Annotated in this window: 18 protein-coding genes and 1 tRNA gene; 9 read left to right on the top strand and 10 right to left on the bottom strand. The window is 65.4% G+C overall.

Annotated elements, in window-relative coordinates:
• Positions 1–5: 5 nt before the first annotated feature.
• Positions 6–1,052: a LacI family DNA-binding transcriptional regulator gene (locus LY632_RS12285; protein WP_234091416.1), complete on the top strand. Its 1,047-nt coding sequence runs from the start codon at positions 6–8 to the stop codon at positions 1,050–1,052.
• On the opposite strand, the gene LY632_RS12280 is transcribed toward LY632_RS12285, so the two are convergent.
• The 4 genes from LY632_RS12280 to LY632_RS12265 all read right to left on the bottom strand — a co-directional run bounded on the left by LY632_RS12280 (position 1,049) and on the right by LY632_RS12265 (position 5,845).
• Positions 1,049–2,182 carry a glycoside hydrolase family 68 protein gene (locus LY632_RS12280; RefSeq protein WP_234091415.1) on the bottom strand — a complete coding sequence of 378 codons (1,134 nt, stop codon included), beginning with the start codon at positions 2,180–2,182 and terminating at the stop codon, positions 1,049–1,051. The two genes, LY632_RS12285 and LY632_RS12280, sit on opposite strands and share 4 nt — an antisense overlap.
• A complete protein-coding gene (locus LY632_RS12275) occupies positions 2,182–4,296 on the bottom strand; it encodes an alpha-galactosidase (RefSeq protein WP_234091414.1) in 2,115 nt (704 codons plus the stop codon). Before LY632_RS12275 ends, LY632_RS12280 begins: the two co-directional genes overlap by 1 nt.
• Positions 4,293–5,663, bottom strand: a complete 1,371-nt coding sequence (locus LY632_RS12270) for an MFS transporter (RefSeq protein ID WP_234091413.1) — start codon at positions 5,661–5,663, stop codon at positions 4,293–4,295. The genes LY632_RS12275 and LY632_RS12270 overlap by 4 nt, the downstream gene beginning before the upstream one ends.
• 106 nt (positions 5,664–5,769) lie before the next feature.
• Positions 5,770–5,845: transfer RNA gene (locus tag LY632_RS12265), tRNA-Thr, on the bottom strand.
• 248 nt (positions 5,846–6,093) lie between these two features.
• On the opposite strand from LY632_RS12265, the gene LY632_RS12260 reads away from it, so the two are divergent.
• Positions 6,094–7,290, top strand: coding sequence for a WG repeat-containing protein (locus LY632_RS12260; RefSeq protein WP_234091412.1), 1,197 nt, complete (start codon positions 6,094–6,096; stop codon positions 7,288–7,290).
• Here the strand turns inward: LY632_RS12260 and LY632_RS12255 are convergent.
• Together LY632_RS12255 and LY632_RS12250 are read right to left on the bottom strand one after the other, a co-directional pair.
• Positions 7,287–8,168, bottom strand: a complete 882-nt coding sequence (locus LY632_RS12255; protein ID WP_234091411.1) for a hypothetical protein — start codon at positions 8,166–8,168, stop codon at positions 7,287–7,289. The two genes, LY632_RS12260 and LY632_RS12255, sit on opposite strands and share 4 nt — an antisense overlap.
• 91 nt (positions 8,169–8,259) lie before the next feature.
• Positions 8,260–9,573 carry a replication-associated recombination protein A gene (locus LY632_RS12250; protein WP_234091410.1) on the bottom strand — a complete coding sequence of 438 codons (1,314 nt, stop codon included), beginning with the start codon at positions 9,571–9,573 and terminating at the stop codon, positions 8,260–8,262.
• Between the two features lie 117 nt (positions 9,574–9,690).
• Here LY632_RS12250 and LY632_RS12245 point away from each other — a divergent pair, with 117 nt between their 5' ends.
• Positions 9,691–10,338 (top strand): PadR family transcriptional regulator, encoded by a 648-nt coding sequence (locus LY632_RS12245; RefSeq protein WP_234091409.1) that lies wholly within the window; start codon positions 9,691–9,693, stop codon positions 10,336–10,338.
• Between the two features lie 102 nt (positions 10,339–10,440).
• Entirely contained in the window at positions 10,441–10,869 is a 429-nt protein-coding gene (locus LY632_RS12240) for a hypothetical protein (RefSeq protein ID WP_234091408.1), read from the top strand.
• A 1-nt stretch (position 10,870) separates the two neighbouring features.
• On the opposite strand, the gene LY632_RS12235 is transcribed toward LY632_RS12240, so the two are convergent.
• The gene (locus LY632_RS12235) at positions 10,871–12,025 is read right to left on the bottom strand and encodes a glycosyltransferase family 1 protein (protein WP_234093239.1); all 1,155 of its coding nucleotides are present in this window, start codon (positions 12,023–12,025) and stop codon (positions 10,871–10,873) included.
• Positions 12,026–12,198: 173 nt separating this feature from the next.
• On the opposite strand from LY632_RS12235, the gene LY632_RS12230 reads away from it, so the two are divergent.
• From LY632_RS12230 to LY632_RS12220, 3 genes are all read left to right on the top strand, one after another.
• Positions 12,199–13,353, top strand: a complete 1,155-nt coding sequence (locus LY632_RS12230; RefSeq protein ID WP_234091407.1) for a phosphoserine transaminase — start codon at positions 12,199–12,201, stop codon at positions 13,351–13,353.
• Positions 13,354–13,447: 94 nt separating this feature from the next.
• Entirely contained in the window at positions 13,448–15,034 is a 1,587-nt protein-coding gene (gene serA, locus LY632_RS12225) for a phosphoglycerate dehydrogenase (RefSeq protein WP_234091406.1), read from the top strand.
• Between the two features lie 108 nt (positions 15,035–15,142).
• The gene (locus LY632_RS12220; RefSeq protein WP_234091405.1) at positions 15,143–16,249 is read left to right on the top strand and encodes an ATP phosphoribosyltransferase regulatory subunit; all 1,107 of its coding nucleotides are present in this window, start codon (positions 15,143–15,145) and stop codon (positions 16,247–16,249) included.
• Here LY632_RS12220 and LY632_RS12215 read toward each other — a convergent pair.
• Together LY632_RS12215 and LY632_RS12210 are read right to left on the bottom strand one after the other, a co-directional pair.
• Positions 16,246–17,109, bottom strand: coding sequence for an alpha/beta hydrolase (locus LY632_RS12215; protein WP_234093238.1), 864 nt, complete (start codon positions 17,107–17,109; stop codon positions 16,246–16,248). The two genes, LY632_RS12220 and LY632_RS12215, sit on opposite strands and share 4 nt — an antisense overlap.
• 90 nt (positions 17,110–17,199) lie before the next feature.
• On the bottom strand, positions 17,200–17,655 hold the full coding sequence (locus LY632_RS12210; RefSeq protein WP_234091404.1) for a tRNA (cytidine(34)-2'-O)-methyltransferase: 456 nt from the start codon (positions 17,653–17,655) through the stop codon (positions 17,200–17,202).
• A gap of 361 nt (positions 17,656–18,016) precedes the next feature.
• Between LY632_RS12210 and LY632_RS12205 the strand changes: the two genes are divergently transcribed.
• Together LY632_RS12205 and LY632_RS12200 are read left to right on the top strand one after the other, a co-directional pair.
• A complete protein-coding gene (locus tag LY632_RS12205; protein WP_234091403.1) occupies positions 18,017–19,306 on the top strand; it encodes an adenylosuccinate synthase in 1,290 nt (429 codons plus the stop codon).
• 39 nt (positions 19,307–19,345) lie between these two features.
• Complete coding sequence (locus LY632_RS12200) at positions 19,346–20,077, top strand: class I SAM-dependent methyltransferase (RefSeq protein WP_234091402.1); 732 nt, start codon at positions 19,346–19,348, stop codon at positions 20,075–20,077.
• A gap of 3 nt (positions 20,078–20,080) precedes the next feature.
• Here the strand turns inward: LY632_RS12200 and LY632_RS12195 are convergent, their stop codons facing one another.
• Positions 20,081–21,697, bottom strand: coding sequence for an acyl-CoA synthetase (locus tag LY632_RS12195; RefSeq protein ID WP_234091401.1), 1,617 nt, complete (start codon positions 21,695–21,697; stop codon positions 20,081–20,083).
• Positions 21,698–21,760 lie beyond the last annotated feature (63 nt).

Raw genomic sequence — 21,760 nt, 5'->3', positions numbered from 1 at the left:
CGCTCATGGCAGAGGACGACAGCACCATTGCGGCGGAAGGCCCGGTCAAGCGGGTGCGCAATATCGCCGAACTGGCGAGCATTGCGGGTGTTTCGGCCGGCACGGTTTCGCGTGCGCTGGCGGACAAGCCGATGGTCAATGCCCGCACCCGCGAGAAAATCCAGGCACTGGCGCGCAAGCACGGCTTTCAGGTCAACCAGATGGCGAGCAAGCTGCGCCGCCAGAAGACCGGCGTTATCGCCGTAGTGATCCCGCTGGGCCACGACCGGCGCCAGCATATTTCAGACCCGTTCTTCATGACTCTGCTCGGCGCCTTGGCCGACGAGTTGACCGAAAGCGGCTTTGACGTGATGCTGAGCCGCGCGATCCCGCAGGAACATCCCGACTGGCTCGACCGGGTGGTCAATTCGGGGATGGTCGACGGCGTGCTGATGATCGGCCAGTCGGACCAGTACGACGCCATCGAAGCCGTCGCGCGCGACTATGCCCCATTGGTGGTTTGGGGCAGTTACCGCGAAGGCCAGGCGCATTGCTCGGTCGGCACGGACAACTTCGCCGGCGGGCGAATGGCGGCGGAGTACCTGCTTGAGAAGGGACTGCGCTCGCTGGTATTTCTCGGCGACACGACCGGTATCGAGATCGAAGAACGATATCATGGAGTCCAGGCGGCGGTGGGTGATTTCGGTCGGGGTGCGCGCTTGCAGCATGTCCCGGTGCACCTCTCGATCGACGAGATGACCGACGAGATCGGCATAGCCATGACGGCGCTTGACGGGGATATTGAAGGCGCGGTGTGCGCTTCGGACGCGATTGCCATGGCGGCCATTCGCCAGTTGCACGAACTGGGCATTCAGGTCCCGGCCGATATCCAAGTCATCGGCTTCGACGACCTGCCACTGGCCCGCCATTCCGTGCCGCAGCTGACCACGATCCGCCAGAACATCACCGGCGGCGCAGCGCAGATGGTCCGCCGGCTGATGGCCCGGATCAGCGGCGAGGATGCGGAAGCGTTGGTGATGCCGCCGGAACTGGTGATCCGCGCCAGCGCCTAGGCGATCCGCACTTCATCGCCGTCAATGACAAGTCGAAAGCGGGGGGCAGGTGTCCCGCCGAACTGCGTGCGCAGCGTTTCGGGATGGGTGGCGAATGTCCGGCCCTGCATTCCCCAATGGTCGATAAAGCTCCACACCACGCCTTCGCCGGTGGTCCACCAGCTATAGGCCTGGGTCGGCTCCTCCGGCGGGTTGGTCGCGATCAAGCCATTGCCGTTCACCGGAAACCACGGCCCGGTGAAGCTGTTTGCCACCGCGCCGTAGAGCCCGTTGGGCCCGGCATTGGCGGATGGCGAGAAGGTGTGGCGCTGGGTCGACCAGAACAGGTAGTAGCGCCCGTCGCGAACCAGGATATGCGGCCGCTCCATCTCGTTGTTGACGCCCACCGCGTGGATCAGCGGCTGGCCCAGTTCCCAGCGTCCGTCGACCAGCATGGCATAGCCGACGAGGCCGTTGTGCGGATCGTCGTCCCATCCTGCGCTGCCTGTAAACAACAGGTAGGCCTGCCCGCGGGCCGGGTCGCGGAACCAGGCGGGGTCGCGGAAGGCCTTGATCGCACCCGGAGCACCACCCGGCTGGTTGGCGGGCATGAAGACCGTGCCATCGGCGGCGAACAGTTCCTCGGGCGTCTGCCAGTGGCCAGGTCCATCGGGGCCCAGCACGCCGCGGGTCCCGAAAATCCGTTGTTCGAAGCTGCAACCTTCGCCGCGCCGCCCAGCGGCGGTGAAGAACAGGGTGACCGACTGCCCGTCGTCATGCAAAACGCAGGACCCTGCCCATTCCGCTTCGCCGGGCGAGAAGCCGTCGGGCATGGCATTGCCCAGGTCGGTCCATACGCTGTGTTTGAGCCGCATCAGGCGGATCCGGGCGTGGAAGTGGCGCTGGCCGGGATCGTCGAACTTTTGCGACGAGAGGAAGAACCAATATTGCGCGCCCTCTACCGTAACGGTCGAGCCGTCCTCGTGCTGCAAGGGCCAACTGTCCCACAGGTCGAGATCGGGCGTGATCGGCTGTGCGTCCGCTGCCGTGACAAGGCGTAGGGGCGGGAGCGTGTCAAACCGCTGCGGCCGCCAATGACTGATCTCGGATGGTTCAAACGTGGAAGCGGTGGCAATTGGCATACTCGCCATCAGGGAACTTCCTTCATCTCGAAAATGGCGACGCTTTGTGCCTTCTGCAGAGGGAGCGGCAGTCCCGCGTTGGCGAGCCAGCTGCCGGTGTAGCGGACCGACTCGCGCTCCATCCGGTCGTGGAGGTGCGAGCGGGGGATGCCATGACCGGGCTCTTCGGCCACCGCGAGCAGCCGCACGTCCCACGCCATGCACGAAGCGGCAAAGGGCAGCGGGAGCGGCTGCGGACGGCGGTCCAGCGGCGGGGTTGTGCGGATGCAATAGAGCAGCTTGTGGCCCGGCGTGCCCGCGGCCTGCCAGCGCAGGCTGTCGGTGCCTTCGCCCAGCGCAACATCGGTCCCGTGGAGCAGGTGGCGCCATTCCTTGGCGAAGGCGATCCATCGCGCCAGCTCGGCGCGGTAGGCCTCGGCCAGCGTGGCGGGGTCAAGCTCCACGCCCAGGTGCCCCATGCTGGCAATGGCACCGCGAAAGGCCATCGACTGGGTGCGCCCGGTGGCATGCGAAGGGCTAGCGCCGATATGCGATCCCATCAGCTCCGGCGGCAGGAAGGCGTTGAAGCCGCGCTGCATCCCGACCCGCGCGACGGCGTCGATGTTATCACTGGTCCAGAAGCGGTGAACATAGGGCACGAGCCCTGCGTCGCTGCGACCGCCGCCCCCGGCGCAGCCTTCGATCTCGACGTCCGGATGCGCGGCCCGCAGCCGGTCGAGCAGTGCATAGGTCCCGCGCACCTGCGCTGCACCGCCCGAGGGGGCATGATCGCGGTTGTGGTCCCACTTGAGATAGCCGATCGGCGCGGCTCTGAGCACCGCGTCGAGCCGTTCGAACAGGTAGTCGCGCACATCTTCGCGTCGCATGTCGAGCACCAGCTGGTTGCGCGCGGTCGGCCGCTCGCGCCCCGGCAGTGCCAGCGCCCAGTCGGGATGGGCGCGGTAGAGGTCGCTATCGGGATTGATCATCTCGGGCTCGACCCACAAGCCGAACTGCATGCCCATGGCCTCGATCTTCGCGGCGAGCGGGGCGAGGCCATGGGGATAGGTCTGCGGATCGGGGAACCAGTCGCCCAAGCCTGCGGTATCGTCGCGCCGCCCCTTGAACCAGCCGTCATCGAGCACGAAGCGCTCGATTCCGACTTCGGCCCCGGCCTGCGCCAGCGCTTCGATCCGCGCCGCGTCGTGATCGAAATAGCAGGCTTCCCAGCTGTTGAGATGGACCGGACGAGGAGACATGGTGCCGCCGGGCCAGCGCACCATTGCTCGCACCGCCGCGTGCATCTGAGCCATCGCACCATTACGGCCCTGGTCCGAGATCGCGAGCAGAGCGGCAGGTGTGGTGAAGCTTTCACCCTGTGCGAGCACGATCTCGCCCGGAGCAAGCGTGGCAGCGGCGGACAATGTCCAATAGCCTTCGTAATCGCGCTCGATCGCGAGGCTGTGGTCGCCCGACCATTCGAGTTGAACCGCCATTGCGAGCCCGCTGTGCCACCCGGCGTCCTGCCCCAGCACATAGAGCCCCGGCGGCCCGCCATGGCCCGACAGCCCGCGCCGGCCTACCTTCTCCCAGCGCTGCTGCGGCATGGCCTCGACATACGCGTTGAGCTCGGCATTGTGCCGCCCGCGCCACGAGATGAGCTGCGCGAAGCTGGCGGCGAGTGGTAGCTGCAAGCTCGCCAGCCCGGCCAGCATTACCGGCGCGTCACCCTTGTTGCGAATTGCAGCCGAGGCCCGGATGGCTCCACCCGGGAGGGCAGCAAAGCTGCCGGTCCACTCCAGCCCCGAAACCGTGTCGGACAGGGTGATCGACAGCGCATCCTCGCTCGCCTCGACGGCGCAGGTGTCAGGGGCGAACACGACCAGCGTCCCATCCGCATCGCGCACTTGCACCGCAGCAGGCCCGAACCATCCCAGCCCGGAAGACGGGACCAACGGCATGCCGATATCCCGGTTGAGCGCAAACGAAGCCAGCCCGCGCCCTTCGCTCGCCTTGGGCAGATCGCCCCCCTCGAAATCAGGTTCGACCCGCAGCCCGCAGTGTCGCCACAGCACCCCCCGCTTGGGGTCATGCTCGAGCACGATGCTGGCCTGGGCCGTGTGAAGTGCGTGAAGTGTGGTCATGTCCCCGCTGGTACACCCTCGACCGGCTTCTTCCAGCCCTCGCGCACCCACAGCACCGCCAGCGCGGCGATAAACATGCACACGCCCGACACTCGCAGCACATTGCGCGGATCGCCGCCGAGAAGCCCGTCGTAAAGGCCAAGCCCGATCTGCCCGAAGCCGAGGTTCACCGATGACATGACAAAGGCGAACAGCAGCATCGGGATCACGATCATCATGTTGAAGATGCCCATGTAGACCCCGACCCGCTCGGGCGGGATGGAATTGGACAGGATGATATAGGGATTGCCCATGATGCTGCCCCAGGCGAGGCCGACGCCGATGATGACCGCGAACAGCATCGCCTTGTCGGTCACGCCGGGCAGCAGCAGCATGGAGACGCCGCCCGCCGCCAGCATCAGCGCATGCAAGGGCCCGGCCCCGATCCGCCTGGCAATCGGCACCATGGCAAAAGCCCCGAGGAACGCGATGCCGTTGTAGAACGCGGCCATCTCGCCATTGGTCAGCACCGCCTGGCGGAATCCGTCGCTGGCCGGGTCGGCAGTATCATAGACGCTCCGCCCGATGGTGTAGATGACATAGCCCCAGTATCCCGACATGGCGAACCACTGGAACAGCATCATCACCCCCAGCTTGCGCATCGGGGTGGGCATAACGCGAAGGGCAGAACCGATCTCGACGAAGGTCGCGGCGAAGCCTTTTGGCTGACTCTCTATCCACTCGCGTTCCCTGGCTGTCAGGGGGAGTTCGGGAACGCGGGTGACTGACCAGACGATGGTGGCGAGCGATAGCACAGCGCCGACCCAGAACACTGTACGGACAGTGTAGGGGATGTTGTGCTGGTCCACCCAGTCGCGGTCCATGCCCATCAGCACCAGCACCGATGGGGTGAGAAAGGCGAGCATCTGCGCAAGCCCGGTAAAAGCGCTCTGCGTCAGGAAACCGGCCTGCCGCTGCTCCGGATTGAGCCGGTCGGCAACATAGGCGCGATAGGGCTCCATGGTGATATTGTTGCCGGCATCGAGGATCCACAGCCACGCCACCGCCGACATGATCGAAACCGACAGCGGCATGAAGAACAGCCCGACCGCGCACATGATCGCGCCGACGAGGAAATAGGGCGTGCGGCGCCCAAGCTTCGACAATGTCCGGTCGCTCAGCGCGCCGACGATCGGCTGGACGATCAGCCCGGTCAGCGGCCCGGCCAGTTGCAACAGCGGCAGCTGGCTTTCTTCGGCCCCCAGGAACGAATAGATCGGCCCCATGTTGCCCTGCTGCAACCCGAAGCTGAACTGAAGGCCCAGGAACCCCAGGTTCATGCTCAGGATCTGGCCCAGGGTGACATGCGGCTTGCGTGCGTCGTCCATGAATTTCCCTCTCTCCGGGAGCACGGCTATGCTATTATGCAATCGATTGCAATAGTCGCTGCGCGAGGTTTCTATGGAGGCGCTGTGGACTAGCGGGAGACGAAGATGGTGCCGGCTGCAGGATTCGAACCCGCGGCCCCCTGATTACAAATCAGGTGCTCTACCAACTGAGCTAAGCCGGCATATTGGTTTGCCCTGCCGCTGCGCTGCATGAGGGCTGGACGGCGCGCCACTGCGTCAAAGTGCGGCAAAAGTCCAGTTGCATTGCATAGGGACTTGCAAGCGATGGACAGTGCCGCGGCTGGCTGGCAATGATTGCTCTATGCGGAAACATCACCTTTCCCTCGGTATGGCGGCGCTCTTGCTCACGATGTCGGCTGCTCTGGCCGGGTCCGACCGATCCGGAGAGCGAGAGGAATCGTTCCCTGTCATGCGCGACGGCAATTGGGGCGTGGTCAGTTCCGACGGCGACGTCATCGTACCGCTCGAATATCAGAGCATCGACATCTGGAGCGACGGCTTGATCGAAGCCCGCCGGGACGGTCTTTCCGCGCTGTTTTCGCCAGATGGCACGCTGCTGGTCCCGCTTCGATACCAGTACCTCTATGGCAATGATGCCATGGCCGGCGGGTCGGACGACAACTCATGGTTCTGGGCGCAGAATTCCGGGGGCAGGGACCGCTGGATCGTCGGGATCGGAGGAGAACCGTTGCTGGGACCGGGGCTCAACCCGCTGATGCCATTCGACGGCAAGGACCGTTTCGTGGTCGAAGATGAAGGGTTCGACGGCATTCTGTCGCTCGATTGCGAATGGATCGTTCTCCCTTCTCTGAAATCGATCAGTCCCGCGGCAGACAATGGCCTGGCATTGGCCCAGACCGCAGAGGGCAAATACGGCTACATCGACCGGGACGGCACCTGGGTGATCGAGCCTGGCCGGTTCGAACGCCTCGGCTACTTCGCACCGGACGGGTGGGCTCCGGCCCAATCGGGCGGAAAATGGGGTTTCATCGACGCCGATGGCGATTGGATGATCCCGCCAATGTCGGAAGCCGAGTTCCGACCCGAAGCCTTCAATTCGTCAGGCGTTACCGTGTTTGAGCAGGGGGGCAAATCAGGCTTGATCAATCGCCGGGGCGAATGGGTCATCCAACCGGTGCTGGAGGGAATGACCGAATATATCGACGGCTCCTTCATCGGCCATCTCGACGGCGAGCGTCGGCGTTACTCCGGCACGGGCGATGACCTGGGCCCGGCACCTTTCGATAGCGCCAATTTCGTCCGCTTTGACCAGAGCGGCACCGGCCGCACAGTGCGTGATGGCCAGCCGATGATCGTCGACTGGTCAGGCCGCGAGATTATCGGCAACGGCTTCGACGATGTGCTCGAGTTCGGTCCCAACGATTGGGCCCCGGCGCAGAAGGGCGGCAAATGGGGTGCCGTCGACATGGCCGGCAAGTGGGTGCTCGAGCCCGAATACGACTGCGTCGGACGGTGCCTGCTCCGGCCCGGCATGATCCCGCAACCGCTCAGCGTTTCGATCACCGAAGCTCTGCCTAGCACGGAGTTCTCCCCGTCGCGCTATTCCGACCCCACGTCGCAGGATTGGTGTCACGCGGGGGGCTAGAGCGCGCCGAACGTCCAGCCTTCGGTTCTTGCGATTTCCGGCGTCAGTCCCGCCGGGTTCCAGTATTCTGCCCTATCCCCAATCGCGCGGAGCCACGCGGCGGTGACCAGCGCGTCGGAGGAATGGTCGTCGATCGGGCCCGAGCCTGCAACTGGGGCCGATCCCAATTGCGCGAGGGCGATGTTAACGTCTTCATAGGTCCGCAGCTTGGTCTTAGCGCCGCTCACCCCGCCGCCCCGCGCGGCGATGCTGGTGTACATCTCCACCACCACCGGGCCGCTTTCGGGTAAGGGATCGATCGGCCAGACGCTGACCTGGCCGCACAGCCGGTGCAGCATGCGCATGCCGGTGAGGCTCGACTTGCCGACCTGCGCCGCGCCGACGAGGTTGAAATTGCTGACCGGGCGCACGCCTTGCTGGCGCTGGGCATGTTCGGCGATTCGGAAGCGGCCTTCGCGGGTCGGCGCGCTGGGCAGGTGGAAGCGGTCGCCGACATGGTCCTTGGAGTGGCGAAAATAGCGCGAGGCTTCCGGATGGGTGACGAAGCTACCCACCTCGAGATGCGGGTCTTCGGCGCAGATCCTGTCGATCAGCGCCCACAGCGCCCTGGCGTCGGGCGGGCTCTCGTTCCAGTCGGGAAAGTACGCGCCAGTATCGGCGAAGGGCAGGGCGATGCCGAGGTCCATCCCCACTAGCGTATCGGGCGGCAGCCCGTCTCGCAGGATGTGGAGCACGTCCGCGCGGCTCCACGCCCGTCCGCGCTCGACCAGCACCGGCGGCCCGCCCTCCGCATCGGCTAGCGAAAGGGCAATGCCCTTCTGCCGCTCGCCTTTCGCACCCGACCAGTCGATGGCGAGGAAGTGGGTAAAGCGCCTCATTGCTGGAAAAACCTCCGTTCGCCCTGAGCCTGTCGAAGGGCACGCGCCTGCAATTCGACAGGCTCAGGGCGAACGGAGTTCTGCTCGGAAGTCACCCCCGCTCCTCCCGCAGCTTGTCCCAATACTCCAGCCGTTTGCGCACCTCGCGCTCGAACCCGCGTTCGACCGGTTCGTAATAGCGTTGCGGCATCATCGCCTCGGGCCAGTAATTGTCGCCCGAGAATCCGTCCTCGGCGTCGTGATCATAGGCGTAGCCTGAACCGTAGCCGATGTCCTTCATCAGCTTGGTCGGGGCGTTGAGGATATTCTGCGGCGGCATCAGGCTACCGGTCTCGCGGGCGCTCTTCCACGCCGCCTTCTGCGCCTTGTAGGCTGCGTTCGACTTCGGTGCAGTGGCGAGGTAGAGGCAGGCCTGGACGATCGCCAGTTCACCCTCGGGGCTGCCGAGAAAGTCGTAGGCGTCCTTGGCGGCGAGGCATTGCACCAGCGCCTGCGGATCGGCGAGGCCGATATCCTCCACCGCCATGCGCACCAACCGCCGCAGCAGGTAAAGCGGCTCCTCGCCCGCCACCAGCATCCGCGCCAGGTAATAGAGCGCCGCCTGCGGATCGGACCCGCGCACGCTTTTATGCAGCGCGCTTATGAGGTTGTAGTGGCCCTCACGGTCCTTGTCGTAGACCGCGACGCGGCGCTGCAGGAATGCGCCGAGCGCGGCCGGATCGAGCGGCTCCGTGATCCGTGCGTGGTACAGCGTCTCGGCCTGGTTGAGCAGGAAGCGACCGTCGCCATCGGCGCTGGCGATCAGCGCCTCGCGCGCTTCCGGTGTAAGGGGGAGGGGACCCTCCAGTTCCTCGGCCCGGGCGAGCAGCTTGCCCAGTGCCTCGGCATCCAGTCTGTGCAGGATCAGCACCTGCGCGCGGCTGAGCAGTGCGGCGTTAAGTTCGAAGCTGGGGTTCTCGGTCGTTGCCCCGACTAGCGTCACCGTGCCCCGTTCGACAAAGGGGAGGAAACCATCCTGCTGCGCGCGGTTGAAGCGGTGGATCTCGTCCACGAACAGCAGCGTGCGCTGTCCTGCCCCAGCAAACTTGTCCGCTTCGGCAAAGGCCTTCTTGAGGTCGGCAACGCCGCTGAACACCGCGCTGATGGGGACGAAGCGCATACCCACGGCATCGGCCAGCAGGCGGGCCGTGCTGGTCTTGCCGGTGCCGGGCGGGCCCCACAGGATCATGCTGGAGAGGCGGCCTGCGGCGACCATCCGGCCGATGGCGCCTTCCGGCCCGGTCAGATGCTCCTGCCCGATGACCTCGGCCAGATTGCGCGGGCGCAGCCGGTCGGCCAGCGGCGCATCATCGCGCGGCTCGTCGGGCGCGGACGGGGGAGGGTCATCGTTGAACAGATCGGCCATTGGTCGGTCGTCCTAGACCGCTCGTCGGAAAAACGCATCATCACAGTTGGAGACGCTTGCCAAGATGCATCCAAGATATATCTTAGAGCTATCGTAAGACCCCCAAGGAGAGAGTCCATGTACGGACATCGGTATCGCAGGAAATTCGGCAAGGGCGCCTGGCCCTTTATCGCCATGATGGGCGCAAGCCGCGGCTGGGACAGCTTCGGCCCGAACGGCCCCTTTGGTCCTTCCGGGCCCTTCGGCCCTTCCGGACCTTTCGGACCCGGCGGTCCATTCGGCGAGGGCGGCCGCAGGCGCCGCGGGCGCATGTTCGGCCCCGGTGAATTGCGGCTGGTGCTGCTCAAGCTGATCGCCGACGAGCCGCGCCACGGCTACGAGCTGATCAAGGCGATCGAGGAAATGACCGGCGGCGACTATTCGCCCAGCCCGGGCACGATCTATCCCACGCTCTCGTTGCTGCAGGACGAAGGCGCGATCGCTGACGCCGCGAGCGACGAAGCGCGCAAAGCGTACGAAGCGACCGACGCCGGCAAGGCCGAGCTCGCGGAGCGCGCGGATGAGGTCGATGGGCTGATGGAGCGGCTCACCGCCCACGGCGAAAAGGCCAGTACCGCCGGCGCTCCGCACGACCTGTTCCGCGCCGCGGGCAACCTCGCCAGCGTGCTCAAGCACAAGTACAAGTCAGGCGGCATCGATGACAGCGTGCGGCAGGAAATCGTCGACATGATCGACGACCTGGCCAAGCGGATCGAACGCCTTTGACGCTACGGCAATAAAGCTTAACGCGCTTTGTCCCCCGCTCAGCGCGTGATAGCACCCCTCCATTGTCCGTCGGGAAAGCGGCGGCAGCTGGAGGGGTTAGCTATGAACAAATTGGGAGAAACCGCCACGCCATGGCACCTTTGGGTGGTCGGCGGGCTGACACTGTTGTGGAACAGCGTCGGCATCTTCAGCTATATGATGACCGAGTTGGGCAAGCTCGGCGATCTCGGGATGACGCCCGAACAGATCGCCTGGTTCGACAGCTTCCCGGCCTGGGCCACTGCGGTGTGGGCGCTGGGGGTGTGGGGCGCGTTCCTCGGGTCCGTCCTGCTCCTCGTGCGGTCGCGCTGGGCGGTGACAGCCGTGCTGATCGCGCTGGTCGGTCTCGCCGGCACGACGGTCTATCAGAACTTCGTGACCGAAGTTCCGTCGGATTTGCGCAACTTGGCGCTCGACCTGACCATCTGGGCGACCACGCTGTTCATGCTCTGGTACGCGCTCAAGATGCGCCGCGAGGGCGTGCTTCGCTGATCTAGCTACTGCGCGCTTCAGCGATGCGCAGGTAGGTATCGACCACCGCCTGGTTGATCGCGTCCCAGCTGTATTCTCGGCTGCGTAGCTCGCCTGCCGCACCGTGGCCGCGGCGCAGGGCATCGTCGGTGCAATAGGGTGCCAGTACTTCGGCAAACAGTCTGGCATTGCCCGGCGGGACCAGCCGCCCGGTCTCGCCATCGTGGACCAGGCTGGAAGCGCCGGTGGCCGATGCCGCCACGACCGGCAGTCCGCTGGCCATGGCCTCGAGCGTGACATTGCCGAAGGTCTCGGTGATCGAAGGGTTGAAGAACACATCGGCACTGGCGAGCGCGCGGCCGAGATCCTTGCCGGTCTGGAAACCGGCAAAAATGCCGCCGGGTAGGGCTTTCTCGAACCATTCGCGGGCCGGGCCATCGCCGATGACCAGCACCTTGTGCGGCGAGCCGAGCTTGCGCAGCTCGGCGATTGAGTCGGCGAAGACGTCGAGACCCTTTTCCATCACCAGCCGGCCGAGGAAGGCGATGGCGACGTCGTCATCCGCCAGACCGATGGAGCGGCGCCATGCCCAGTTGCGCTTGCCGGGATCGAAAATCTCGCGGTCGACCCCGCGGGTCCACAGGCCGATATCGGAATGCATCCCCATCGCCTTGTACTCGTCGATCATGCTCTGTGATGGCGCGACCAGCGCATCGCAGCGATTGTAGAACCGGCGCAGGATCCATTCGATGCCGGGCTCGATGAAGGCGAGGTTGTAGTAGCGCGGATAAGTTTCGAACCGCGTGTGGACCGAGGCAAGGACCGGGATGCCCCGCTCGCGCGCCCAACTGACGGCGGCGTGGCCCGTCGGATCGGGCGAAGAGACGTGCACCATGTTGGGCTTGAACGCCTCCAGCGCGTTTTTCGCCTGCGCATTGAGACCCAGCGGCATGCGATACTCTCCGCGCCCCTTCACCGGCATGCGGATATTGGGCACGTCGTATAGTTCGCCGGTCGGTTCGAAATCGGGTTCTGCCACCTTGGGCGAGAAGACACGCACCGCCGCCCCGTGCCGCAGCAGGTAGCCGACAAGTCTGTTGAGGGCCTGGTTCGCGCCATCGCGGGTGTAGTTGTAGTTCCCGCTGAACAGCGCGATCCGCAAATCGCTCGTCTCCATCGCATTGGCCATAGGCAAGCCGATGGCGAATGGCGAGAGGCTGTTGGTCCGATACGCGAAGCTATCCATCGATAACAGAAAGTTTCCGATTGACTTGGAGGCGCGCAACTCTAGTGCGGCCAGCGGGCCACGCGGTCCCAACGCCGCGCGAGCTCTCTGCAAGGAGAGAATACATGACTGAACCGACGCTCAAGCCTGAGCGCCCCTTCTTCTCGTCGGGGCCGACCGCCAAGTTCAAGGGCTGGTCTGCCGCCAATCTCAAAACCGAATCGCTCGGACGCTCGCATCGCAGCGCGCTCGGCAAGTCGCGGCTGAAGTATGCCATCGACCTGTCGAAGGAGATGCTCGGCGTGCCCGAGGATTACCTTGTCGGCATCATGCCGGCATCGGACACCGGCGCCATCGAAGCCGCCATGTGGACTATGCTCGATCCCGCCCGTCCGGTCACGGTCGCGGCCTGGGAAAGCTTCGGCAATGTCTGGATCCAGGATGCGGTCAAGCAGCTCAAGCTGCCCCGGCTGACCACGCTCGATGCCGATTACGGCGAGATCCCCGACCTCGCCTCGATCCCGCAGGATAACGACGTCGTCTTCACCTGGAACGGCACCACCTCGGGGGCAAAGATCCCCGACACCGACTGGCTCGAGCCGGGCCGTGAGGGCGTGACCATCAACGATGCCACCAGCGCTGTCTTCGCAATGGAGATGGACTGGCCCAAGCTCGATGCCACGACCTACAGCTGGCAGAAGGTCATGGGCAGTGAGGCGCAACACGGCATGCTGATCCTCAGCCCCAAGGCCGTTGCCCGGATCGAGGAGTACGATCCGTCCTGGCCGCTGCCCAAGCTCTTCCGCATGAAGAAGGGCGGCAAGATCAACGAAGGCATCTTCAAGGGCGAGACGATCAACACGCCCTCGATGCTGGCGACCGAGGACTACATCCTCGCGCTCGAATGGGCGCAGGCGATGGGCGGGCGCAAGGCGATGTTCGAACGCGCCGATGCCAATGCCAAGATCGTGACCGACTGGATCGAAGCGACCCCGTGGCTGCGCAACATGGTCGCCGATCCGGCCAAGCGCACCAACACCGGCGTGTGCTTCCGCTTCCAGGGCGACTGGTACGACAGTCTCTCGCCCGAAGATCAGGCTGCGGTGCCCAAGAAGATCGCCTCGATGCTCGAAGCCCGCGATGTCGGCTACGACTTCAACGGCTATCGCGACGCCCCGCCGAGCTTGCGCATCTGGTGCGGCGGCACGGTCGAGCAGGAGGATTTGAAGCGCCTGCTGCCGTGGATCGAGTGGGCTTACGAGAGCCTCAGGAAGGGATAACCGCGTCGTCCCAGCGAAAGCTGGGACCTCGATCCGCACGCTCCAACTTTACTGATAGCGATCCCAGCTTGCGCTGGGATGACGGAGAAATTCCATGACCAAGCCCAAAGTCCTCATCAGCGACAAGATGGACCCCAATGCCGCCAAGATCTTCGAAGAGCGCGGCTGCGATGTCGATGTGAAGCCGGGCATGACGCCCGATGAATTGAAGGCCGTGATTGGCGAATACGACGGCCTCGCCATCCGTTCGGCCACGAAAGTGACCAAGGACATCCTTGACGCGGCAACCAACCTCAAGGTCGTCGGTCGCGCCGGGATCGGGGTGGACAATGTCGACATTCCCTATGCCAGCGGCAAGGGCGTGGTGGTGATGAACACCCCGTTCGGCAATTCGATAACCACGGCCGAGCATGCCATCGCCCTGATCTTCGCCGTTGCTCGCCAGATCCCGGCGGCCGACGCCGGCACGCAGGCTGGCACCTGGCCCAAGAACGACTTCATGGGCGTCGAACTGACCGGCAAGACGCTCGGTCTGATCGGCGCGGGCAATATCGGCTCGATCGTCGCCGCCCGCGCGCTGGGCCTGAGGATGAAGGTCGTCGCCTACGATCCGTTCCTGACCGAGGATCGGGCCGTGGCCATGGGCGTGGAGAAGGCCGATCTCGACACGCTGCTCGAAAAGGCCGACTTCATCACGCTGCACACTCCGTTGACGGATCAGACCCGCAACATCCTCAGCCGCGAGAATCTCGCCAAGACCAAGAAGGGCGTAAGGATCGTCAACTGCGCCCGCGGGGGCCTGATCGACGAGCTGGCCTTGAAGGATGCGCTCGACAGCGGCCATGTCGCCGGGGCCGCGCTCGACGTGTTCGAGACCGAGCCGCCCGCGGCCGACCATCCGCTGTTCGGGACGAAGAACTTCATCTGCACCCCGCACCTTGGCGCGAGCACCACCGAAGCGCAGGTCAATGTCGCGCTGCAGGTGGCCGAGCAGCTGGCAGACTATCTCGTCAACGGCGGCGTCACCAATGCGCTCAACATGCCCTCGCTCAGCGCCGAGGAAGCGCCCAAGCTCAAGCCCTATATGGGCCTCGCCGAAAAGCTCGGCAGCCTGGTCGGCCAGCTGGCCCATGGCAATCTGACCCAGATCAGCATCGAGCGCGAAGGCGCAGCAGCCGACCTCAACGGCAAGCCGATCGAAGGGGCGGTGCTGGCGGGCTTCATGCGCCGCTATTCCGACACGGTGAACATGGTCAACGCGCCCTATCTCGCCAAGGAACGCGGGCTCGACGTGCGTTCGATCCGGCACGAGAAGGAAGGCGCGTACAATACGCTTGTCCGGGTGACCGTTGGCACCGAGCAGGGTGACCGTTCGGTGGCCGGGACGCTGTTCGGCAGCGAGGCTCCGCGCCTGGTCGAAATCTTCGGCGTGCGGATCGAGGCCGAGCTCGACGGGCACATGCTCTACATCGTTAACCAGGACGCGCCCGGCTTCATTGGCCGCATCGGTACGCTGCTGGGCGAGCACGGTATCAACATTGGCACCTTCAACCTCGGCCGCCGCGAAGCGGGTGGTGAGGCGATCCTGCTGCTGAGCGTCGACCAGCCGATCCCGGCCGAAGTGGTCAAGGCCGCGTGTCAGCTGGAAGGCGTCAAGACCGTGATGCCTCTGGCATTTTGATGATGTGCGTCGCCCCAGCGAAAGCTGGGGCCACTTTCGGCCAAGTCCGGCCGGGAGGAGAGCGATCCCAGCTTCCGCTGGGATGACGAGCTATGTATGGGGCGCCCTATGACCGACACCGACGACCTGCTCCCCATCGGCCTTGAAGACCGCCTGCCCGCCGAGGCGCGCAAGGTCAGCCATGCCATGCGCGCTGCGCTGCAGGCGATGGATGGCCATGGTTACGATCGTGTGCGCCCGCCGCTGATCGAGTTCGAACGCTCGCTCGCGGGCCGGATGGACGGGGTCAGCACGCGCCGCCTGTTCCGCTTCGTCGATCCGCAGAGCCTGCGCACTCTGGCGCTGCGCAGCGACATGACACCGCAGCTGGGACGGATTGCCTCGACCGCGTTGGCAGATGCGCCGCGCCCACTCCGGCTCTGCTACGCGGGCGAAGTCGCCACCATCACCGCCGACCAGCTCGATCCCGCGCGCCAGCGCCTGCAAATGGGCGCGGAACTGATCGGGGTCGACACCGCCGGCGCTGCGAGCGAAATCGTGATGCTGGCGGTCGAGGCTGTCGAAGCGACCGGCGCAGGCGGGATTTCGGTGGACTTTACGCTGCCTGATCTCGTCGACGTGCTGGCGGCCAAGGCATTCCCGCTCGAACCTGATCAGATCGACAAGGTTCGGCGCGAACTCGATACCAAGGACGCCGGTGGGCTCGTTGCTGCCGGTGGCGAAGCATACCTGCCTCTCATTCATGCCGCAGGGCCGTTGCCCGAAGCGCTCGAAAAGCTGCGGGCGATCGATGCGGGCGGTGCGCTCGCCAGCCGTATCGAAGGACTGGAGACGATCGCAGCACGGCTTGGCAACCGCGCCCGCATCACGCTCGACCCGACCGAGCGCCACGGCTTCGAATACCAGAGCTGGTTCGGCTTCACCCTCTATGCCGAAGGCGTGCGGGGCGCACTGGGGCGGGGCGGGACCTACTGGATCAAGGGCAGCGAAGAGGCCGCGACCGGCTTCTCGCTCTATCTCGACGCGCTTCTGCCGACGCTAGCCGACCCGGCACCGCAAGACACATTGTACCTGCCTTTGGGCCATGACGAGAACGTCGCCGCTCGCTTGCGCGCCATCGGCTGGCGCACCGTAGCGGCGCTGTCGGATGCCGATGATGCCGGTGCACTAGGCTGCACACACCGCCTCGACGGCAGCGAACCGAAGCCGCGCTAGCCGAACGCCTTCTTCAGGAAGGCATCAACCACAGCCGTTGCCGGATAGTCCGGCTCGCCCAGTTTGCGGTTGATTTCGGCATGACCCCTCAGCCCGCGCCCCTTGAAGCCTTGGACTGTCGCGTCGGTTCCGGCCTTGCGCAGCGCTTCACCCAGCGCCTTGCTTTGCGCGGTGCCGTCCTTGCGCTCGACGTGGAGAATCAGGAACGCGGGCGCATTGGGTGCGGCCGCCTGGAATGTCGGTGACAAGGCCCGCTGGCGCACCGGGTCGGTTCCGAAGGCTTGCTTGTAGGTATCGCCCAACAGAGGGGCATTCTCGCCCATCTGGGCGGGAACGTCATAGGCCGCGCCATCGAGCGGCACCACGCCTGCGATATCGCTCAGCTTCATTCCCACGCCGCGCAGCCATTGCGGATCGGTGCCGACCAGCGCCACAAGATGCGCGCCCGCGCTATGGCCGATGAGCACGATCCGCTCGCTATCAAAGCCGAGCCTTGCGGCATTGTCTCTCAGGTAAGCAACCGCCGAAGCCACATCAGCGGCCTGCTGCTCCACCGTGGCATCGGGGACGAGGCGGTAATTGACCGAGGCGACGGCATAGCCCTGCGCCTGCCAATGCTCGAGCTTGGCCGAGCCCTGCATCATTTTCTTGTCGCCGCGCTTCCACCCGCCGCCATGGACGAACACCACCAGCGGTGCGTTGCGGTCCTTGCCGGCCCAATAGTCGAGTCGTTGCAGCGGGGCGGAGCCATAGGCGAGTTCGCTGCCGCCCGCCCGGTCGCGCCCGCGTTGGGCCATGGCGGGAACGATTGCCCCGGCGACGAGGGCAAAAACGGCAAGCAGGAAGAACAGGCGCTTCATCGCGAGATACTCCATCGGTGCGACCCGCTGGTGCGCTTGAAACACGCCGAATCGCCGAAGGCCAGTCGCGGATTGTCGCAATTTGTCGGGCTATTGCGGCAATTGCCCGGTCTGGCGCAGCGCTTCGCCCAAAGCGAGCGCGGCGGAGGTGGCGAGGTTCATCGAGCGGACTTCGGGCCGCATCGGGATGCGCAGCCGCGCGTCGCAGGCTTCGGCCACCTCAAGGGGCACCCCGGCGCTTTCCTGGCCGAACAGCAGCACGTCGCCAGGGCGGAAGACGAAATCGTAAGGCGATTGCACCGCCCTGGTGGTGAACAGCACCAGCCGCGACTCCGGCCCCAGCGTGGCGCGAAAGGCCTCGAACCCGGCATGGCGGGTGACCGCGACATGATCGATATAATCCATCGCCGCCCGCCGCACCCGCTTGTCATCCCACACGAAGCCGAGCGGCTCGATCAGTTCCACCGCCGTGCCCATGCATGCGCCGAGGCGCAGAATGGCACCGACATTGCCGGCGATTTCGGGCTGATAGAGGGCAATGCGCATCGCAGTGGCAGTGGCGTGGCGAGGGGCGCGATGCAAGGGTGCGGCTCGTTTTTCCGACACGTCCACAGATCCCTATCTATTCCTTCCAAAGTCTGCCGAGGTGAAGGATTCGCAAAGATGACACACCCAACCCCCTCGCTCCCACGCAGGTCTCCGCAAACGCAGACGAAATCCGCCGAAGGAAGTTTTACAGAGCGCGGGGTTGTGTGTGACACGCACCCCCACCGGCTTGACTCCTCGCGTCAGGCCGCACTAGGGCGCGCGTCGCATTCGGGGCACTTCGCGCCCCTCCATCCCGTCCCCTGGTCGAGTCCTGTCGAAGGACCTTGCGGATCCCCCTGGCAGGGGACAAGGCATATCCATGGCTAATGTAACCGTGATCGGCGCCCAGTGGGGCGATGAGGGCAAGGGCAAGATCGTCGACTGGTTGGCCGACCGCGCCGATGCCGTGGTCCGTTTTCAGGGCGGGCACAACGCCGGGCATACGCTGGTGGTGGGCGATACGACCTACAAGCTCAGCCTGCTGCCGAGCGGGATCGTCACCGGAACACTCTCCATTATCGGCAACGGCGTGGTGCTGGACCCGTGGCATCTCAAGGCCGAGATCGCCAAGCTTGAAGGCCAGGGCGTCGAGATCACCACCGAGAACTTCGCTATTGCCGACAATTGCCCGCTGATCCTGCCGATCCACCGCGACCTCGACGGCTTGCGCGAGACGGCGGCGGGCGCGGGCAAGATCGGCACCACCGGGCGCGGGATTGGCCCGGCTTACGAGGACAAGGTCGGCCGCCGCGCCATTCGCGTGTGCGATCTGGCGCATCTTGATGATCTGGAGCCGCAGCTCGACCGACTGTGTGCGCACCATGACGCGCTGCGCGCCGGCTTCGGCGAACCGCCGGTCGACCGCGAGAAGCTGCTGGCAGAGCTGCGCGAGATCGCCCCTTCGGTGCTGCAATATGCCCAGCCGGTGTGGAAGCGGCTGAAGAAGGTCCGCAAGGCCGGTGCCCGCATCCTGTTTGAAGGCGCGCAGGGCGTGCTGCTGGATGTCGATCACGGCACCTATCCCTTCGTCACCAGTTCCAACACCGTCAGCGGCACGGCGGCGAGCGGCAGCGGCCTTGGCCCCAATGCCACCGGCTTCGTGCTGGGGATCGTCAAGGCCTACACCACCCGCGTCGGCAGCGGGCCGTTCCCGACCGAGCTCGAGGACGAGGTCGGGCAAGGCATCGGCGAGCGCGGCCACGAGTTCGGGACAGTGACGGGCCGCAAGCGCCGGGTCGGCTGGTTCGATGCGGTGATCGTGCGCCAGAGCTGCGCCATCAGCGGCGTGACGGGCATCGCGCTGACCAAGATCGACGTGCTCGACGGCCTGCCCAAGGTGAAGATCTGCACTGGTTATCGCCTGAACGGAAAGGTGCTCGACTACTTCCCCAGCCACGCCGCCAGCCAGGCCGCGGTCGAGCCGATCTATGAGGAAATGGACGGCTGGGCCGAAAGCACCGTCGGCGCGCGCAGCTGGGCGGACCTGCCGGCCAATGCGATCAAGTATATCCAGCGGGTGCAGGAACTGATCGAAACCCCGGTCGCGCTCGTCAGCACGAGCCCACAGCGCGACGACACGATCCTGGTACGCGATCCGTTCATGGACTAGTCCTCAAACTGCCTTATTGCCCCCGCAAAGGCCACGCTGATGACATCGCGCGAAAAGACCGGCTTCCTGCCGCGTATGGCCGAAGACGCCGACCGCCCCTTGGGCGATCGGCTGTTTACCATCGCCTGGGGCGCGATCCAGTGGCCCTGGCTCGCCCGCAGCTTGTGGGGAGGGCGGCTCGCCGACAAGCAAGCGCTGCTGGACCACCTCGAGCTGCCCTATGATGCGCTGCCCAACCTCGGCAGCTGGAAAGCCGACACCTGGTTCCTGTGGCAGATTGTCGAAGCGGTCGAGCGGCTGCGTCCGGAGCATGTGGTGGAGCTGGGCTGCGGGGCGTCATCGCTGGTGCTCGCGCGTGCCTTGCAGCGCTCTGGCGGGGGCGAGCTGACCAGCTATGACCAGCACGCCGATTTCGTGGTCCAGACCGGGGAATGGCTCGCCAGCCACGGTCTGGGCGCGACCATGCGGCATGCGCCGATTGTGCCGGGACCCAATCGCTGGTCCTACAGCTGGTACGATCTGAGCGGGGTTCCGGCGGAGATCGACCTGCTGGTGATCGACGGGCCACCGTGGGCGCTGGGCCCGTTCGGGCGCGGCAATGCCGAACGTCTGTTCAGCCGCATCCGCCCGGGCGGAATGGTGCTGCTCGACGATGGCGCGCGGCCGGGCGAGCGGGTTGTGGCCAGCCGCTGGCGGCGCGATTGGCCGGATTTCGACTGGCGGTTTGCCCAGGGTGCCAAGGGTACGCTGATCGGCGAGCGGCGCGGTTGAGCGCTAGGCCACGGCCGCCAGCGCGGTCTCCTTGGCCCATTTGTAGTCGGCCTTGCCATTGGCAGCGCGGGCAACTGTATCGACGACCAACAATTGCCGCGGCATCTTGTAGCCGGCCAGCCGCGTGCGGGCGAATTCGATCAGCGCAGGCTCGTCGATCGCATGGCCCGGCGCGGCCGAGATGACGCCGACGATCCGCTCGCCGAAGCGTTCGTCGGGCACCCCCACCACCAGCGCATCCCACACGCTGTCGTGCGCCTTGAGCGCCTCCTCGACCTCTTCGGGGAAGACCTTCTCACCGCCGGTGTTGATGCAGACCGACCCGCGCCCGAGCAGGATCAGCGAACCGTCGGCCGCGACCTTGGCGAAATCGCCGGGGAAGGAGTAGCGGTGACCGTTCACGGTGCGGAAGGTCTTGGCGCTCTTCTCCGGGTCCTTGTAATAGCCCACGGGCGTGAACCCCCCATTGGCGATCATGCCCGCCTTGTCCGAGCCTGGCGCGATCTCCTCGTCGTTCTCGTCGAACACCTTGGTGTGCGCTCCGATCATGAAGCGCGCGGTCGGTCCCGGCGGTTCGGCACGGCTGACGATCGAGGAGCCCATGCTGCCCTCGGTCGAACCCATGGCGTCGCGGATCTCGATGTCGAGATGTTCGAGGAGCCCTTGCTTGGTCTCGGCCGAGAACATAGCACCGGAAGAGATGATCGCTTTCAGCGCGCTCAGATCGGGCGCGTTCCCTTGGACCGACGCGGCCCGCAACGCCGCCAGCATCGGCTTGGCGAAGGCATCGCCGACGATCACCACTGCGTTGGCACCGACCTCGGCGGCATAGCGCCACACCCGGTCCGGATCGAACCGCTCGTCGCGCAGCAGGGCCACCGCCCCGCCGAAGCTGTGCGCGGCAAAGCCGCCGAGCCACATGCCGGTGCCGTGCATCAGCGGGCAGGCCGGGAAGGCGACGGGCAGCTCGCCGCCCGCTTCGAGCATGCGGATTGAGCCCACCATGATCTCCGGCGTCGGTTCGATCTCGGGGCCAAGCAGGAAACCGGCAACGCCCTTCACGAAGTCGCCGTGGCGGTACATCACGCCCTTGGGCATGCCGGTCGTCCCGCCGGTATAGACCATGTAGATGTCGTCTTCGCTGTAGGCGAGCCGGGGGAGGGGCGCGTGGCAGGCGATGGCGGCTTCGTAGTCCAGCGCGCCGGGCAGGGTCTCGCCCGTGCCGTCCTCGATCTGGACGAACAGCTTCAGCTTCGGCAGCCGGTCGCGAATCGCTACCAGACGCGGAGCGAAGCGAGCATCGAAGAACACCGCCTCGACATCGGCATTGTCGAACAGATAGGCGAGTTCTTTCTCGACATAGCGGTAGTTGACGTTGATCGGCACCGCGCGGGCCTTGAACACGGCGAATTGCGCTTCGAGGAATTCGGGCGAGTTGTGGGCATAGAGGGCAACCTTGGCGTCCGGCGCGATGCCGTGCTCGACCAGCAGCGAGGCGAGCCGGGCGGCACGGTGCTCATAATCCCGCCAGCTGCGGCGCATGCTGCCTTCGATCAGGGCAGGCATGTCTGGCACCAGCGAAGCGACTGTTTCGAACAGCGATGCGAAATGCCAGATCATGACCGTCTCTCCCTCGGCGCGACCCTTTCGGCCACCTACTATGTCCGCGATGTGTGGACTTGT

It is taken from the genome of Erythrobacter sp. SDW2 (genome assembly GCF_021431965.1).
GTDB lineage: Bacteria > Pseudomonadota > Alphaproteobacteria > Sphingomonadales > Sphingomonadaceae > Parerythrobacter.
The sequence above is the reverse complement of the archived record's forward strand: the minus strand, read 5'-3'. Positions and strand labels throughout refer to the sequence as shown.